This is a genomic window from Persicimonas caeni, from assembly GCF_006517175.1.
GTDB lineage: Bacteria > Myxococcota_A > Bradymonadia > Bradymonadales > Bradymonadaceae > Persicimonas > Persicimonas caeni.
In genome coordinates this window covers 4,874,470-4,891,934 of record NZ_CP041186.1, presented here as the reverse complement: position 1 = coordinate 4,891,934, position 17,465 = coordinate 4,874,470, and the positions used below count along the sequence as shown (strand labels likewise).

The 17,465-nt window shown below is 64.9% G+C and carries 9 protein-coding genes; 6 read left to right on the top strand and 3 right to left on the bottom strand.

Annotation, left to right across the window (positions count from 1 at the left end):
• The first annotated feature begins 68 nt into the window (after nucleotides 1–68).
• The 4 genes from FIV42_RS18025 (at nucleotide 69) to FIV42_RS18010 (ending at nucleotide 5,546) form a co-directional block, all read left to right on the top strand.
• Nucleotides 69–2,639, top strand: a complete 2,571-nt coding sequence (locus FIV42_RS18025) for an ATP-binding protein (protein ID WP_141199030.1) — start codon at nucleotides 69–71, stop codon at nucleotides 2,637–2,639.
• Between the two features lie 152 nt (nucleotides 2,640–2,791).
• Entirely contained in the window at nucleotides 2,792–3,394 is a 603-nt protein-coding gene (locus FIV42_RS18020; protein WP_141199029.1) for a hypothetical protein, read from the top strand.
• 100 nt (nucleotides 3,395–3,494) lie between these two features.
• Nucleotides 3,495–4,967, top strand: a complete 1,473-nt coding sequence (locus FIV42_RS18015) for a sensor histidine kinase (protein ID WP_141199028.1) — start codon at nucleotides 3,495–3,497, stop codon at nucleotides 4,965–4,967.
• A gap of 126 nt (nucleotides 4,968–5,093) precedes the next feature.
• Nucleotides 5,094–5,546 carry a CBS domain-containing protein gene (locus FIV42_RS18010; RefSeq protein WP_141199027.1) on the top strand — a complete coding sequence of 151 codons (453 nt, stop codon included), beginning with the start codon at nucleotides 5,094–5,096 and terminating at the stop codon, nucleotides 5,544–5,546.
• Nucleotides 5,547–5,630: 84 nt separating this feature from the next.
• Here the strand turns inward: FIV42_RS18010 and FIV42_RS18005 are convergent, their stop codons facing one another.
• The 3 genes from FIV42_RS18005 to FIV42_RS17995 form a co-directional block, all read right to left on the bottom strand.
• A complete protein-coding gene (locus FIV42_RS18005; protein WP_141199026.1) occupies nucleotides 5,631–7,397 on the bottom strand; it encodes an acyl-CoA dehydrogenase in 1,767 nt (588 codons plus the stop codon).
• 211 nt (nucleotides 7,398–7,608) lie between these two features.
• Entirely contained in the window at nucleotides 7,609–13,284 is a 5,676-nt protein-coding gene (locus tag FIV42_RS18000) for a hypothetical protein (RefSeq protein ID WP_141199025.1), read from the bottom strand.
• Nucleotides 13,285–13,440: 156 nt separating this feature from the next.
• Nucleotides 13,441–14,217, bottom strand: coding sequence for a helix-turn-helix transcriptional regulator (locus FIV42_RS17995; protein ID WP_141199024.1), 777 nt, complete (start codon nucleotides 14,215–14,217; stop codon nucleotides 13,441–13,443).
• Nucleotides 14,218–14,391: 174 nt separating this feature from the next.
• Here FIV42_RS17995 and FIV42_RS17990 point away from each other — a divergent pair, with 174 nt between their 5' ends.
• Nucleotides 14,392–16,302 (top strand): N-acyl-D-amino-acid deacylase family protein, encoded by a 1,911-nt coding sequence (locus FIV42_RS17990; protein ID WP_168210739.1) that lies wholly within the window; start codon nucleotides 14,392–14,394, stop codon nucleotides 16,300–16,302.
• Nucleotides 16,303–16,696: 394 nt separating this feature from the next.
• A complete protein-coding gene (locus FIV42_RS17985) occupies nucleotides 16,697–17,266 on the top strand; it encodes a hypothetical protein (protein WP_141199023.1) in 570 nt (189 codons plus the stop codon).
• Nucleotides 17,267–17,465 lie beyond the last annotated feature (199 nt).

Here is a 17,465-nt window from a genome sequence, read left to right as displayed (position 1 = left end):
CCTGGGTGTATGCTACGTTTTTATTTCAAGTATCCTCGCGGTCTTCAACACTCTCCAACCGAGCCTCTATGCCCTTTCGAGATTCCGAAATTCGACTGCTGCTCCAGGGGATCTTGGCAGCAGCTTCGGCACCGGTGTGCGTCATCTCGCAGGATTTCACGTTCATCGCGTTCAACGACGAATTTCGCGACGAATTTCACGCCGCCTACGGCGTGGAGGTCGAAGTGGGCACCAGTCTCGCCGAGGCATTGGCGCACCTGCCCAATGATCAAGAACGCGGCCTCGACTTGTGGAAGCGCGCCCTGGCCGGCGAAGAGTTCACGATGACCTCGACCTTTGGCGACCCACAGCGCCACCGACGTATCTACGAGTTGACCTACCGCGGCCTGCGCGACGAGAGCGGCGAGCAGGTGGGAGCGGTGCTGTTTGCGCGAGATCTGACCAAGCAGCATGCCGCTGAGGCCGCCCGCCGCCAGAGCGAGGAGAGGTTCGAGGAACTCGCCGACGCCATGCCCCAGCTCGTCTGGACGGCACGAGCTGACGGGACGGTCGACTACTACAATCAACGGCGAGAGGAGTTCGAGGGCATCGCGTACGGCACCGAGGGCGGGTGGAGCTGGAGCCCGGTGGTTCACCCCGACGACCGCGCGGCGACCATCGATGCCTGGGAGTACTCGGTGCGAACCGGTGAGTTGTACGAGATCGAGCACCGGATCAAGGTGAAGGACGGAACCTATCGATGGTACCTGAGCCGCGGCGTCCCCGCGTATGACGAGCACGGCGAGGTCGTGCGCTGGTACGGAACGGCCACCGACATCGAAGCGACCAAGCGCGCCGAGATCACGCTGCGCCACGCAGACCGACGTAAGGACGAGTTCTTGGCGATGCTCGGCCACGAGTTGCGCAATCCGCTGGCGGCCATCGCCAACGGGGTGCGCGTGGTCGATCGCGGCGGCGAGCCGGCGCGTCAGGCGCTTCCGATGGTCCAACGCCACGTCACTCAGATGTCGCGGCTGCTCGACGACCTGCTCGACGTCACTCGCATCACGCGTGGGCGACTCAACGTCGAGCGCCGGGTGCAACCGCTGGCACCGATCATCGCCTCGGCCGTCGCCTCGGTGCGCCCGCGCTCCGACGATTTCGGCCATACCGTCGAGGTCCCCGAGGTGCCCGACGTGGCTGTCGACGCCGACGCCACCCGCCTCGAGCAAATCGTGACAAACCTGCTCGACAACGCCGTCTCCTACACTCCGCCCGAGGGCCGAATCTCAGTGTGGATCGAGCCCGACGACGACACCGTCACCATTCACGTGCGCGACACCGGCCGCGGCATTCGCCGCGAAGATCTCGAGGCCATCTTCGAGCCGTTTCGACAGGGGGAAGGCAAGCGCAGTCGCGGCCTTGGCATCGGCTTGGCGCTGGCCAAGCAACTCGTCGAGCTCCACGAGGGAACTATCGAGGTGCGTAGCGAGGGGCCCGGCCAGGGAAGCGAGTTCGTCGTCACCCTTCCCCGCGCCCAAGATATCCCGACGGACGCGCTCGAGGCCCACCCGCTGCCCGGGCGCCTCGACGGGCTGCGAGTGCTCGCGGTCGACGATAACGTCGACGCGGCCTACTTCATGGCAGTGTTGTTGCAAGATGCCGGCAGCACCGTCGAGCTGGCGGCCACCGGAGCCGAGGGGTTCGACAAAGCCAAGAATGACGACTTCGACGTGGTGCTGCTCGACATTGGCCTGCCCGACATGAGCGGACGCGACCTCGTGCGCCGACTCCGACAACTCCCCGCCTACGCCGACACCCGCATGGTGGCTATCTCCGGGTATGGGCAGGACCGCGACATCGCCGACTCGCTGGAGGCTGGATTCGACGCCCACCTCGCCAAGCCCGTCTCGCCGGAGCAGCTGCGCGCCGCGATTCTCGCGGACGACCCCGAGGCCATCCAGAAGTCCGTCGAGCGACATGATAGCGCCCTCGCAGATCGCAACGAGACTGGCAACGAAGCCCGTCCCGCCGAATTGCTCCCCCTGATACGTCAACTGGTGCACGACCTGCGAAGCCCGTTGAGCGCGGTGGAATTTAGCAGCGCCATCCTCGAGCACCACGCCGACGCCGACGCCCCCGAGGCCAACCTCGCCGAGAGGTTGGCGCGCTCGAGTGCGACGATGAGCCAAATTCTCGAGCGCGCGCTCGACATGGCCGAACTCGAAGCGGGCAGCGCCACGCTCGACCTGCAGCCAATTCGCCTCGAAGAGCTGAGCGATGCAGTCCAGGGCGTTCTCGAAGCCGAGAGCCGCGTGGTGAGTCGAGTCGCCGTCGAGGAGGGAGCCGAGCGAAAGAGCGGTCGTTGGGATCGCCAGCGCCTGGTCGCCGCCATCGCACATCTCGCGGCGCGTTCGGAGCCGGCAAACGATGTGCCGGCCGTGAGATTCAAAGCGACAGACGACAGCGCCACCATCGAAATTGTCTTCGAAGAGGCGGTGCCCTCACCGAGCACGACCCGCGAGGAGACGGCCAACTACGACTCGCTGCACATGGACGTACGCTACGCTGACGAGGTCGTGCGGGCCCATGGGGGGAGACTCGACGTCGTCGTCGTCGAGGACAATTTCGTCGTCCGAATGCACCTTCCCGGTAAATAACTTGCGGTCACGTCCATCCTGAGTCAGCCTAGGGCCATCTGGCCGAGTTGATCTGCAGGTTTTGGCCTCAGGTTGATCAGCGACCTATCGTTTCCATGTTAATCTAAATGACGTTGCCGCGATTTCAGACGTTGGGCAGTTGGGAGTGAAGTATGGGTTATAATGCGCAGTTGGTTGTCCGTTCCCGCGACCCGCATGGCACTGACATCATCGACAAGGTCAAAGCGTTGGCCGACGAGCAGGACAAGACCTACTCGGAGATGGCGCTCGAGTTGCTGCAGCGTGGCCTCGAGGGCGGCGGCAAGGCCGCGCCCGCCGAGTCGCAGCCGGCCGACGAGCCGAGCGAGGCTCCCGAACAGACCGACGAGCCGGAGCCGAAGCAAGACTCCGAGCCGGAACCGCAACAAGACACCGAGCCGCAGCCCGAGCCGGCAGCCGAGCCAGAGACGGAGCCGGAAGCCGAGCCCCAGGACGAGCCGGAACCGGAGCCGGAACCGATCGAGGTGCCCGAGGTCGACGGCTCGGTGGCCGACGTCGCCAAGGCCTGCCTGGAGCAACTCGAAGGTCATGGTCCGAAGGCGGCTGCCCAGATCTTGGCGAATTTCTTCTCCGACGCCGGTCCTATCGAAGGCGGCAAGGTCAAGAATATCCTCAAGGACAAACTGACCAAGGCCGAGTACGAGGTCATCCTCGACAAGTTGCGCGAGACCAAAGAGTACCGAGAGTATCGCCAGCGAGTCATCTTCGAGCGCTAAAATCGCACTGGCAGTCCCGAATGCTCCGTCTATGTTCGAACTAATCGATCGGCCATCGGTCGGTCGATGCATTCTTGCGCACTAGCGTTACGAGGCAACCGTGGGAAGGGACACGCCAGACGGGGGATACAACACGCTCGAAGCGCGGCATAGCCAGGAGATTCTCGAGTCGATCGATGCCATCGTCTGGGAATTCGACGCGGGCGACTTCACCACCACTTACGTGAGCCCCCAGATCGAGCGGATCTTGGGGTATTCGCTCGATCACGCCAACGACGAACCAAATCTGTGGAAAGAGATCGTCCATCCCGACGACCTCGACGCCGTCATCGCCACGTGCAACAGACTGCACGACCGCGCCGACCGCTACGACTTCGAGTATCGGATGCGCACCGCCGACGGCGAGTGGCGATGGTTTCGTGACGCCACCACCGTGGTGCGCGAAGATGGCCAGCCCGTTCGGTTTCGGTGCATCCTGACTGACATCACCAACAAACACCTCGCCCAAGAGGCGCTCGAGCGCAGCCGAGAGCGACTGGCCTACGCCCAACAAGTCGCCAAGTTGGGCGATTGGGAGTGGGATATCCACCGGGATACGATCACCTGGTCGGACCAATGCTTTCGCATCTTCGGCCTCGAGCCACAGGCGGCCGGGTTCGACTTCGAGACCTATCAGAAGCTGCTCGACCCAAAGACCGCCGAGATGATCCGGCGTGCCGTCGAACGCACGCTCGACAAAGGGCTGCCGTACACCCTCGAGCATCCGATCACTCGACCGGACGGCACCCGAATCATCGTTCGTGCCTACGGTGAGCCAGTCTACGACGGCGAGGAACTCATCTACCTTCGCGGCACCGTCCAAGACGTCACCGCCCGCCACGAAGTCGAGCAACTCAAAGACAAACTCATCGCCCTGGTCAGCCACGAGTTGCGCACCCCGCTGACCCCGCTGGTAGGCCTGATCTCGCTGCTGAGCCACGACGAGGAAGTCCTCGAGAGTCCTCGGCTCACCCACATGATCAACATGGCTCGAAAGAACGCCGACCGGCTCGTCGAGGTCGTCGACGCCTTCTTGGAGGTCCGCGCGCTCACCGGAGAAGTCTCCGACACGTTTACCTTCGAGGAGGTCGAGTTGTACGACGTCCTCGTCGACGCCCTCGACCAACGCAGCGACCTGCACGAGACGCACGCCCTGTCGGTACACGCCCCCGACGAACCTGTGGTGATCACCGCCGACCGCGAGCGTTTGTGCGCCGCGGTCGCCAAGCTGTTGGCCAACGCCGAGAAGTTCTCGCCGGCCGACAGCGTCATCGAGATCGAGATCAGCCGCACCGTCGAAGTGGCGCGGCTGAGCATCCGCGACCACGGCCCCGGCATCGACGACGGCTTTCGTGCCCGCATCTTCGAGCGCTTTTCCCAAGCCGACGGCCCCGACACCCGTGACTACGGCGGCGTGGGCCTGGGGCTAGCCATCGCCAAGACCATCATCGACCGCCACGACGGCTCCATCCACTTTGAAGGGCCCGACGACGGCGGCACCGTCGCCATCGTCGAACTCCCCACCGCCGACTAGCCCCCGGCCCGCCCCCAGGGGTCATCAGCTTTGCGTGTGTGTCTAGGTTCGTAGGACGAACAGAACGGACGCTTGCGTCCGCACGAAACCATCGCACCAATCCCTTCGCACCCGTGGAGGAACGCCATGAGCATTAAAGACCTGATGACAAGCAAGCCGCAGTGCGCGTCGAAGAACACGTCGCTGCAGGACATCGCCAAGATGATGGACGACTGCGACTGCGGAATGATCCCCATCGTCGAGCAAAACGGAAAATCGAACGTGCTGGGCACGGTCACCGATCGTGACATCACCATCCGTGCGGTCTCGCAGGGCAAAAACCCGCTGGACCTGAACGCCTCGGACGTCATGAGCGGCAACCCCATTTGCATCAACCAGGACGCCGACGACAACGAGGCCGAACAGCTGATGGGCCAACACCAGATCCGCCGGCTTATCGTCGTCGACGACAACAACAACGTCGTGGGAGTGCTCGCCCAGGCCGACCTGGCGCGCAACGAGCCACAGCGTGAGACCGGCAAGGTCGTCCAGCAGATCTCCAAGCCCAGCGGCGGCCAGCAGACCCGCTCGAACCGCTAGACCACCGACTCGAACGCTCACACGCAAAAAGGCCCGCCGGCGCAGCGCCGGCGGGCCTTTTTTGGTCTCGACGACCCGAGTCGTTTAGAACTCGTCTTCGCTAAACGCCATCATCGGGTCCTTACCCGCCTTGATGAGCTTGGCGTACAGACCCGTCTCGGGCAGCACCATCTCCATGAAGTAGCGCGCCGTCTTGAGCTTGGTCTCGGCGTTCGGGTGGTCGTTGGCCACCGCGTAGGTGGTCATCTTGAGCCACATGAAGCCCAGCGCGGTCAACGCGAACAGGTTGAGGTAGTTCGAGGCGACGGCCGCAGCCATCTCCTGGTCCTTGGCCCCTTCGCTGGCCAGCTTCTGCGTGGCCTCCATGACGCGGCCGACGGCCTTCTGGAACGGCGGCAACAGCGCGGCGACCTCTTCATACTCGCCGGCCTCTTCCATGGCCTGCTGGACCCGCTGCTGGAAGGTCATCAGTAAGCGACCCTTGCCCTTGGCAAGCTTGCGACCGACGAGGTCGAGCGCCTGGATGTGGTTGGTGCCCTCGTAGATCATCGCGATGCGCTCATCGCGCATGTACTGCTCGATGTCCCAGTCGGCGGTGTAGCCCGAGCCACCACAGACCTGCATCGCCTCCGAGATATTCTCGAAGCCGCGCTCGGAGCCGTAGCTCTTCATGATCGGCGTCATCAGCGCGACCAGGTCGCTCGACTGCTGGCGCACCGTCTCGTCGGTGTGGTTGTGCGCGAGGTCATGATGCAGGCCGACCCACACACCCAGCGCACGCAGCGCCTCGTTGGTCGACTTGATGTTGAGCAGCATGCGACGCACGTCCGGGTGGACCATGATGGTGTCCGCCGGCTCGTCGGTCTCGCGCTTGCTCTCGTCGAGCGAGCGGCCCTGACGGCGCTCTTTAGCGAAGGCGAGCGCGGTCTGGTAAGCAATTTCGCCCAGCGCGTAGCCTTCCATGCCCACGTGCAGGCGGGCCATATTCATCATCGTGAACATCGAGCGCATGCCCTTGTGGGGCTCGCCGACGAGGTAGCCTTCGGCCTCCTCGAGCGCCATGACGCAGGTCGGCGAGGCGTGGATGCCCATCTTCTCTTCGAGGCCGGTGCAGTAGACCGGGTTGCGCGTGCCGTCGTCGAGGATCTTCGGGACGATGAACGCGCTGATGCCGCGGATGCCCTCGGGGGCGTCGGGCAGGCGGGCGAGGACGAAGTGGATGATGTTGTCGGTCAGGTTGTGCTCACCGAACGTGATCCAAATCTTGGTGCCCGTCAGCTTGTAGGTGCCGTCGTCCTGCGGATCGGCCTTGGTGGTGATCAAGCCCAGGTCGGTGCCGCACTGCGGCTCGGTCAGGCACATCGTACCGGACCACTCGCCCGGGATGAGCTTGGACAGGTACTTTTCTTTTTGCTCGTCGCTGCCGTGAGCCTGCAGCGCCGAGATCAGGCCGTTGGTCAGGCCCGGCGCCATCGAAAAGCTCTTGTTGCACGCGCTGATGATCTCGCTGGCGAGGATGCCCATCGCCTCGGGAGCGCCGCCACCACCGTATTCGGGGTCGCCGGCCAGGCCGACAAGGCCGTTCTCGACGAGGGTCTGGTAGGCGTCGCGGAAGCCCTCGGGCAACGTGACGGTGGCCTCGTCGGGATCGAACTTCAGCCCTTCTTCGTCACCCTTGCGGTTGATCGGCAGAAGCTTGTCGACGCTGATATTGCCGACGGTCTCGAGCACGGCCATGGTCGTGGCCAGGTCGTACATCTCGAACGCCTCGATATCGCCGAGCTTTTCTTCGAAGCCGAACGCCTCGAGTAGGAAGCGCATCTCTTTGAGCGGGGGGGAATACCGTTGCATGATCAGCCTCTCTTCTTGTGTGTCTTGTACCCGGGTCGGGTTTTGGGAACGAATGAACGCTCATTCAGTCGCAGTTATACTGTACAATTAGCGAGCGAATGTCACGCGAAATTCCCAGAGTATCTATTGGCTGACCTTGCAACCGGGTCGAGGGCCCTGCGAGAAGCGGCGGGCGCGGGGCGGCGAAGGCCGCCCCCGGGGCCCGACGCAGTTACCGCGCCACCGACACGTAGTCGACGCGCAGCAGGATATCGTCGACCTGGTTGAGCACCAGCCCGTCCCCGCTGGGCAGGCCGTTCGACGCCGGCGCCAGGCTGGTCGCCGGGATGAACAGCTCGTACTCACCGAAGAGCCCGCGGGCGGCCAACTCGGCGCTGGCGCCGTCGGTATACGAGTCGCTGGCGAATTCCTGCGGGGCGATGTTCAGGCGAGCCTGCACGCGGGCCTTCGAGAAGCCGTCGGCTTCCGATTGGCCGGTGATGCCGCTGATCCCCTCGCCGACGCCCGGCTCGCGGAACAGGTTTCGGGCCGGGCGCACGCTGGCGACCTGGAAGTCGCCTCGCGCGGCGTCACACAGGTTGCTGAAGAAGGTGTTGCGCTTGCGCACCTCCAGGTTGATCGTCGGGCTGACGCCCCGGATGACCTCGCCGTCTTCGCCTTGGATGGTCACGTTGAGCGACCAGAGACGCTCGGCGCACGAGTTGTCGCTGACGATGGGCACGCCCTGGAACTCGCCGCGATCGAGCACGCTGAGCGGGGCGATGTTGAAGGGGATGCGCCGGCCGATGAAGACGCCGTCTTCGTAGACCTCGTAGGCCGGGTCGACGAGCATTTTGCGGAAGCGCTCGGTGTCCGACAGCGCGTGCCACCCTGCGGGCGTGCTTTCGGAGCGGTCGCCGAGTTGCAGCAGGTGGTCTTTGAGGCTGACCACCTCGGTCAACTCGGCCGGCCGCGCGCCGGCCACGCTGTTGGTGTTGGCTTCTTGGCGCAGCTCGGTCAGGACCTGCTCGAGTTCGAGCGGCGTCTCGGCCAAGAGCACGTCGGAGCGGTAGCTCGAGGTCATCTGGAACTCGTACTCTACCGCGCGCACCGCCAGGTAGGCGCCTCGGCGCGCCAGGCGAAGCTTGCGTTCGTAGTCGGCCAGCTCCTCGTTATACCAGGGGCTCTGAGAGGGAACGAACATCGCGGCGGTCTCGGCGGTCTCCACGTCGATCAGGCCGGCGTCGTACTCGGCTTCGAGCACCTCCACGGCGTGCTGTGCCTGCAGGTAGCTCGACGCGAGCTCCTGCTGGGCCCGTTGAATCTCCAAGTACGCCGCGCGCAGCCCCACCAGCTCGAGCTCCGCCTCTTTGAAGCAGCGCGCCTCTTCGGTGGACTGCTCGATGCCCATCATCGTGGTCTCGTGGGCGCGCTCGGCGCGCTGCATGTCGGCGTCGTAGGCGATGCTGGCTGTGTCGGCGGCCGACCCGACGGCGTACGCCGCGCAGGTACCGGCGGCCAGTCCGTAGTCCCACGGCTCATCTGCGCCGGAGACCTCCGACAGACAATCGCCTGTCGAGTACGCCCAGGTCGCCACGGTGTCGGCGATCTGCTTGGCCGTCTGCAGGTGGTTCATCTCGGCGTCGAAGCTTCGCTGGGCCTCCATGAGTTGCTGGTTGCCCTGCTGCTGGATGAAGCACGACTGCATGGCGATACGGTACGCCTCGGTATGCTGCTCGACGGCGTCGCGCGCCACTTCGATGTCGGTCACCAGAGTGCGTGTGGCGTAGACCTCGGCGCCCACCGAGCCGCCGTAGCACGATTGCGGTGCGTCGGCCCAACGGGCGACCGGGGTCGGATCATGGCCGGGCACGAACTCGCGGCAGCGGCCTGCAATTTGCTCGGTGAGCACACCGTTGGTGTAGGTGCCGCGCAACTGCTTGGCGGCGGCGCCGGACAAAGGCATGCGCAGCGTGGTGCCCTCGAAGCCCAGCGCCTGGTTGGGCGCGCACACGGCTTCATAACTCCCGTCGCCCAACTGCTCGATTTCGGGCAGAATCCCCGGGAAGTTGGGCACTGCGGTGTTCTTGCAGGGGTTATACGGCTGGTGCGTCTGCGGGTCGTAGGTCACGTTGACCGGCCGGTCGACCTCGTCCCGCGCACACACGGTGGTCCCCTCCGAGGTGCGGAAACAGGCTCCCGCGGTGGTGCGCATCGTCACGTTGATCTGGGCGGGGAACCCGGTCCAATTCTCCAAAATCTGCTCGTAGAACGAGCCGAGCACCGGGTTGTCGAACTCCCAGCCGCGGACCATGGCATAGTAGCGGAAGTCTTTGCCCTGCACGTTGACCGTCGCATACGCCGGGCGTCGACCGATGCCGTTGGGCCCCAGTGCGGCCAGCGCGCTGGTGCACAGGCTGTAGGTCACCGCGTCTTCACTCGATGCCTGCCCCGGCGCGCACTCAGTGCGCTCGCTTCGGAACCAGCACGTCGAGGCGTCGAACGTGGCCTGATCGATGCTGTCGTGCACGTCGCCCGGACCGACGTCGCCAAAGGCCTCGCTTCCACAAAAGTCGATCATCATCAGGCCGAAGTCGGTCTTTTCGTCGGCGACCCGCAGCGCCTTGGCCGTGGCGGTCGCCTCCTCGTTCATCGCTCGCGAACTCTCGTCGAGATAGGCGTCCTTGGCCGTGTCGTAGGCGTCGACTGCGTCGCGCACCAGCGAGGCGGCCCAGGCCTCCGAGCCATTGGTCTGGCCGAGCAAAAAGCGGGTGATGGCGGTGAATCGGCTGGTGGCGTCCACCCGGAAGTCGCGGAAATACAGCGGCAAGTCGGTATCCTCGATGCCCAGGGGATTGCGGCCTTCGAGAAGCCCGTCGACGCGGTTGAGAAGCGTAACCCAGCTGCCCATAACCCGCCGCTCGACGGCGCGGAAGTTCTCGTCCCACTCCCCGTAATTGCCGTCGACGTCGCGGCTTCGCTCGGTGAGCGCCTGAATCAAGCTCTCGGCGACCAGGTGGGCCTGCTGGAGCCGAACCAGAGAGGCGGGCACCTCCTGGGCGCCCTCGTAGGCGTAGCGCTCGGCGATCGCCTGCCCGAGCCGTAGTTGAGCGTCGAGCAGCTCGGCCATCGAGACCACCAAGCCCTCATCCTGCCGGTGATAGCCCTCCTCGGTGAACCCGGCGCCGACCATCTGACGGTAGTCGGGGTGGCGAAGCGCCTCAGGGCTCAGGCTCATCAGGGCAGTGGCCACGCGCGGATGCATCAGCAGGCGCCAGGCGCGAAGCGACTGGTCCAAGCGCGCCTCGAGCCCGTCGAGGCTATCCGAGTTGACCGTCGCATCCAGGTGAGCAAACGGAGTGCTGTGGGTCGCCTCACTGGCGATGAAGGCATGGGCGTCCGTCCAACGCTGCAGCATGCGCATGGCTATCAGATCGGCCAGCGTCGCCTCGGCTCCGGTCTCGTCGCGCCAGTAGCGCACCGCCTCGGTCGCCCGGCCCACCGTGCCCAGCAGCTGTATGGGCCTGAAGCAACCTTCGGAGTTGTACCAGCCCATCGCGGCGAGCTTGTCCCGCTCGGTCGTGCCCGTCGGCGAGGCCAGCACGCGCTCGATCGCCTCGGAGTCGGCCACACAATCCTCGACGAGCGTGTCCGCCGTCAGGCCGGCTTCGTCCATCTCGAAGGCGAAATGGCGCCCGCTCTCTCCGCACGTCAGGTCGCCCGACGAAGCCGACTGCCCGCTGTCGGACAGCGGCTCGATCTCGAGCGAGCCGCTGCCGGTGTTGGCGTTCTCACAGGCCAAGCCCTCGGCGCAGCGCTTCGGGAGGGACGGCGGGATGCACACCTTGCTGAAGCGCACGTCCGGAATATTGGCGCGGATCTGGTAGGAAAACGAGTCGCCCGGCTGCATGGTCACGTCGAAATCGATGTACTGAGCCGGATACATGTCACGCTCTTCGGGCGTGAGCACCGACGTCACATCCACGATGCGGCAGTCGAGCCGATCGGCGGCCTCTTGGCAGAAATCGAAGCGCTGGTTGGGCACGTCGAGGGTCACATCGAAGACTGACGAGCCGTACCCCTCGTCGAAGGCGACCGTATCGGGCGAGTCGCTCAGGTCGATGTCACAGGGAAGCGCATGGTTGACGGTGGTGCCGTCGGCCAGCGTGATCTCGGGTGCTTGACGGAACCCGCTGGGCGTCGTCGGGGTGACATCGTGATAGAACCCGCTGGCGACCGGCACTTGCGCACTCCACAGCTCCAGAGACTGGTCGGAGACGCCGGCAAAGATCTCCGAGAGCAACGGCACACCGGCCCCGGCCAGCTCACTGACCGTCTTGGTCTTGTCGTTGTTCACGGTCCATCCGCCGGGCGAGTTCGGAGCCCTATCGTAGGCAAAGACCGGCGTGATTGTGTACGGCTGGTTCAGCGCGCCGACATTCGCGGCGTACACGTCGGGGAAGATCGAGTAGTAGAAGCTATTGTAGTAGGCGGAGCGATCGTCGTCGGAGACAAACGGCAAGTACGGCGCGACGCAAACGCCCATGTCGGTGCCACCGATCGAGCGGTCGGCGACCTGACGGATGGCCTCCCATTTGGAATCGAAATCAGGATAAGCGCTGGCCACGGTGGCCATGCCGGTCTCGGCGACGAACTCGGTGTCGGCGAGTTGGGCGGTGTCGTAGGCGAGTTGGGCGTCGGACTGCGCCTCGGGGGCGTCGGCTCCGTCGGGCAGGTCGCCGGTACGCGACAGCGTCACCATCCAGCGCGACATGGGGATGGCCGCCGTGTCTGTGATGCCCGCGTAGCGCAGGTCGAAGCCGAAGCGAAGCACCCCGTCCCAATCGGCGGCGCTCGGATCGGCGTCGACGCGCATGTCGCTCGGCGTGGCGATCACCTGGGAATTGGACAGCGCGATCTGGTCGAGCGCGAGCGCTTCGAAGGCCGGAAGCGCCAGGTCTTGGGCATCGGCGCTCAGCTCACCGATCCACTCCCCTTGCGGGTGGAGCACGCGCAGATTGTCTTCGATCACCAGGCGCATGCCGCTGCCGGTATCGAAAATCTGAGCGGTGATCGGCACCGACTGCTCGCGTCGCGGGGTGGTGATATTGAGCCCGAGGCCACCGACGCTTCCGCGGGCGACCAGGCGGGCGACGCCAGTGTAGGTGCCGACGAGCTCGGGCCCGTCAGTGGCCCCGCCGACGAGCGAGGTCCGCTCGGTGACGGTCACCGAGGTATGATGTCCACTCGAATCCCAGATCCCCACCTGGTTGGTCAGCGGCTCGTCATCGGTGTGCCCCGGGTCTCGCCGGGCCCACAACGTAACCGTCCCGTCCGCTTCGACACGCTGGTCGATGAGGACCTCGGCGGCAAAGTCGGCATCGCCCGGCGCGTCCCCGTCGGTGACCGCTACCTGAAGCCCCTCACCAGCGCCCACGCGGCCGGCCACGACCGGACCGTCGACCGCGCGCACCAAGATCGAGGCGAGCGGACGAGCATCGGTGAGCGTGGCGAGCTTCTGGCGCGGCTCGAGCCGGCCCAGGTCGTGGCGCTCGGGCAAATGCACCGTCGCCGCGTCGTCCGTCGCGCGACACTGGCCGAAGCCGTCGCAATACTCGTCGTCGGCACACTCGTCGTCCTTTTCGCAGCGCGCCTGGCACTGGCCGAGCCAGCAACTCGTGCCGCACGGGCAATGCTCGTCGCGCACGCAGGAGATCTTCTGTCCGACAAGTTGCGGATCCGGCTCACACGCATAGGGCTCGACAGAGTCGGTGTCGCCGCCGTCGGGCGCGTCCACGCCGACGTCCTCCAGATTCGTCTTGCCACTCTTGCCGGTATCGTCGCCGCAAGCGCCCAGCAAGACCATCAGCGCAACGAGCCCGATGACCCACCACTTTGAAACCCTCATATCCCTGACCCTTTCTCGAACCCGCCTCGATCTGAGGCAGCACCTTTTACGAAATCGTTAGGCGACAAGGGTCCGAGAAATGGGCACGCGGAGCAATGGTACTAATGGGTACCATCCGGCCGGCTGAGGCGCAGAATATGCGCATTTGCGAGGATTTCAGAGCCACTGGGCCATGAGCTCGGGGCGGCTTCGCACGCCCAACTTCCGATAGATGCGCACCACGACCTGGTGCAGGTAGCCCGTGCTCAAATCGAGGCGGTCGGCGATCTCTTTTTCCGACAGCGGACCGAGCAAATAGGACAGCACCTGTTGCTCGCGGGCGCTCAACTCCTGCTGGCCTGGCATCAGCCCCCGGCTTCGCACGTATGCTCGGGCCAGGGGCAGGATCCCCTGGACGATGGTGTGGAGCATCTGCTGCTCCCTCAGCCCAAATACCCGCGAGCCGCGGACGCGGTCGACCCCGATATTGATCTCGAGCCCATTGGCGACAGGAAACGCGCTGAAGAGCCGATCCTCGACCTCGAGGACATCAAAATACCCACGCATCGTCGAGCCGTCGAAGGTGCGCTGGTCGACGCTCCGGCGCAGACTGACCGTGCGAGCTTGCCCGTGCCTGGCGGCGAGGTATTGGATGGCGGGCTCGTTCCCATAGCCGGGCTCCCGAAAAATCCACTCGTGGCCTAATCGATTGAACTGTTCGGCCTCCGGGCCGTGGTGGAGGGTGACGAGAGGCAGGCATCGATACAGTGGATTGTCGACCGGCTCGGCGACCTCCTCGAGGACGACAGTGAGCCCGCGGTCCACATCGAGCATCTGGTGCACGCGCTGGCGAAAATGGACCCACGCTCCTTCGGACTCACTCAACCCAAACTCATTGAGCTCCGCCCACAAATCGGCGATCGCACGCCAATCGCAACTATCGAGTACTTCCATCGTTCAGAACCGGCTCTCGAAACAAGGGCACGGCGATTGTAGCCCAGAGACAACAACCTTGAAAGTTGCTTGCCTTGCTACTTGTTACAAAACTGGCAGAATGTGCTCATACTCATTGCAGCACCAAACCGAGATTCGCCAATCTTCCTGGACTCAGGCAGAAGAGGATCAACCGTGGCCAAATGGGATCTGCTGTTCAAAGACGCGATCATCTTCGACGGTACCGGTGAGCCGCCCCAACGTGGGGATCTTGCGGTTACAGACGGTAGAGTCGCCGCCCGGGGTGAAGATCTCGACGCGTCGATGGCCGAGCGTGTCGTCGACGCCGCCGGCAAGTGGTTGATGCCGGGCCTGCTCGACATCCACACCCATTACGACCTCGAGGTCGAGCTCGAGCCAAGCTTGCCCGAGTCGGTGCGCCACGGCACGACCACCGTGGTCATGAGCAACTGCAGCCTGGGGCTGGCCTTCGGCGCCCAGCGCAACGGCGGCGCCGATCCCATCGTCGATTGTTTCGCGCGCGTCGAGAATATGCCCAAGCATATCCTCGAGAAGGCGGCGAGCGTCGCCGAGGACTGGGACGACTCCGAGGGCTACCTTCGCCACCTCGACGAGCTCCCGCTGGGGCCCAACGTCGTCCCGCTCATCCCCCATTCGATGCTGCGCATCGAGGTGATGGGGCTCGAAGACAGCATCGCGCGTGATCCGACCGAGCGAGAGCTCGACGAGATGTGCGCCCTGGTCGAGAAGGGCATGAAGGAGGGCTACGCCGGCTTTTCGACCGACGCCCTTCCCTTTCACTACCTGGCCAACGACCCCAACCGGCGAAGCAAGATCCCCACCCAGTACGGCACCTACAAAGAGCTCAAGGCGCTGACCGATGTGGTGCGCGAGTACGAGGCGGTCTGGCAGGCCACGCCGCCCAAGGACAGCCCACCGCAGACCCTGCGCAACTTCTTGCTCTCCAGCGGCCGGCTGCACGGCAAACCGCTTCGGATCACCGCCGTCGCGGCGATGGACGTGCGCACCAACCGCATGCTCGGCGCGCTGGGGCGCGTGCTCACCCGCATCCTCAACTCCCGAATCGTCGACGGCAACTTCCGGCTGCAGGCCCTCGCCGCGCCCTTCAAGGTGTGGTCCGAAGGCCCCGTCACCCCGCTCGCCGAGGAGATCCCCGAGCTTCGCCGGCTCAACGAGCCCGACCTCGAGGACCGCGAGGCGCGCATGCGCGTGCTCGACGACCCCGAGTGGCGCGCCCAGTTTCGCAAGATGTGGTTCAGCGGAAAGCGCGGCTTCGGCCTGGCGCGCCTGAAGCGATGGCTGCGCATCGAGGACCACACCCTGACGCGCAACCTCGAGGACATGGTCATTGAGACCTGTCCGGTCAAAGAATGGAACGGCGCCACGATGCAGGAGGTCTACCAGCGGCTGATGTCCTACCAGAACGGCGACGTCGAGGCGCGCTCGCAGGCCGAGCGCGAGACGTTCGACAGTTTCGGCGCCGCGCCTCCCGACGACGCCGACTTCTTCTTGGGACTGCTGCGCCAGTTCGACCTCGACCTGTACTGGTACACCTACGCCGCCAACCTCGACGAGGGACCGCGCCGCGACCTGCTCATGGACCCGCAGATGCTGCCCGGCTTCTCCGACAGCGGCGCCCACATCACCAACATGGCGTTCTACGACGTCAACCTGCGCGCGCTGCAGATCGCCCAGAAGGAGTCGCTCGACCAGGTCGCCTACACCGTGCGCCGGCTGACGCGCGAGCCGGCCGACTTCTTCGGCCTCGACGCCGGGCGCATCGACCGCGGCGCCACCGCCGACCTGACGCTTGTCGACCCCGACAAGCTTCGCGGCTACGACTCCGAGTCCAACATCGAGAACGTCTACCGCGAAGTCTTCGAGCACAACCAACTGGTCAACCGCTCCGAGGGCGTCGTCCCCATGGTCGTCATCGGCGGCAAGCTCGCCGTCGACGGCGGCGAGCTGACCGACGCGCTCGGCCAGGTCAAGATGGGGCGCGCGCTGCGCAACCGCCGCGTCGAACTCCCCGCCCCAAAGACCTTCCGGGCGGCGGCGGAGTAGAGCGTCCTCACCCCAGTCCCCCAGCTCCGGTCGCGCTGCGCGCTCCCTGCGCTGGGGGCTATCAAACTCTCTATCGCCCTCCGGGCTCGCAGCTTCGCGGCGTCACGACGGCTCCGGCGCTCCGTTTGAGCCCCAACAATGCCGGAACCTGCGCGTCGAACGTCGCCCACGGAAACGCATCCCACTCACCCCCAACGCAGGACGACCCGCTCAATCACACATTAAAATCTCGGCCACTATTTGAACCACGCCGCTCTCCCCGCTACAATTGAAGACAACGCAAACGCGTCGAACAATTTGAATTGGGTGGTAACCACGCGAATCGAGGGCCGAAAGTCCGTCCGCAGGGACGAGTTTGGCGCGGGCCGTCGGTTTGTCTGCAAGGGAGTCGAAGATGGGACGTCGTCGAGATGCATGGCTGAGTTTCGTGGCTGCATTCACCGTGGTGTTGATGGCCGCCTTGCCCGACGCCGAGGCGTCCGATGGCGAGTTGTGCGTGCCAGTGTTCGCCGAGATGACCGCGACCTTCTTTAGCGAGGGGTGCACCAGTCCGGTGGGCCTGTGCACCGCCGGGCAGGTGACCACGCCCACCGGCGCGATCTTGGGCGTCGCTAGCTACACCGCCCAAGGCATCGGCGGCGGGGTCGTCGGCGAGGCGAGCGTAGTCACTCCGCCGGTCGAGCCGTCGACGACGTGGACCTACGCCGGCGAGCTGGTCATCAGCACGGCGCTCGGTGAGCTGGTCATGAGCGACGTGGGCATCTTCGACACCGCCGGCGGTGCGTTCACCGAGTTCGACCGTGTGGTCTCGGGCACCGGGCTCTTCACAGGCGCCAGCGGCACGCTGTTCATCAACGGCTTCGGCTTCGAGGACGGCAGCGGCTTCTACAGCGACATTCGGGGCACCCTGTGCGTGCCCGCCTCGCATCCTACCAGCGGGGCGGTCTTCTCGATGTTCGACTGATCCTCTTTCCTCCCCCTCCTCATCCCCCAGCTCCGGTCGCTGCGCGCTCTCTGCGCGATGTAGCGACGCGAAATGGAGCTGGGGGCTCGGGGTGATGGGTCATCCTCACGACACATCCCCGCCAAAAACAGATCAAACACAAACCCTTGTTTTCTATAGAGTTTTAGCGACAACCTTGCCCGTTTAGGCCTCACACAGT

What these genes read in the sequence shown, in the direction of transcription:
- FIV42_RS18025 (WP_141199030.1), top strand. Translation starts at nt 69, where the DNA reads ATGCCCTTTCGAGATTCCGAAATTCGACTGCTGCTCCAGGGGATCTTG.
- FIV42_RS18010 (WP_141199027.1), top strand. Translation starts at nt 5,094, where the DNA reads ATGAGCATTAAAGACCTGATGACAAGCAAGCCGCAGTGCGCGTCGAAG.
- FIV42_RS18000 (WP_141199025.1), bottom strand. Translation starts at nt 13,284, where the DNA reads ATGAGGGTTTCAAAGTGGTGGGTCATCGGGCTCGTTGCGCTGATGGTC.
- FIV42_RS17985 (WP_141199023.1), top strand. Translation starts at nt 16,697, where the DNA reads ATGGGACGTCGTCGAGATGCATGGCTGAGTTTCGTGGCTGCATTCACC.
- FIV42_RS17995 (WP_141199024.1), bottom strand. Translation starts at nt 14,217, where the DNA reads ATGGAAGTACTCGATAGTTGCGATTGGCGTGCGATCGCCGATTTGTGG.
- FIV42_RS18020 (WP_141199029.1), top strand. Translation starts at nt 2,792, where the DNA reads ATGGGTTATAATGCGCAGTTGGTTGTCCGTTCCCGCGACCCGCATGGC.
- FIV42_RS18005 (WP_141199026.1), bottom strand. Translation starts at nt 7,397, where the DNA reads ATGCAACGGTATTCCCCCCCGCTCAAAGAGATGCGCTTCCTACTCGAG.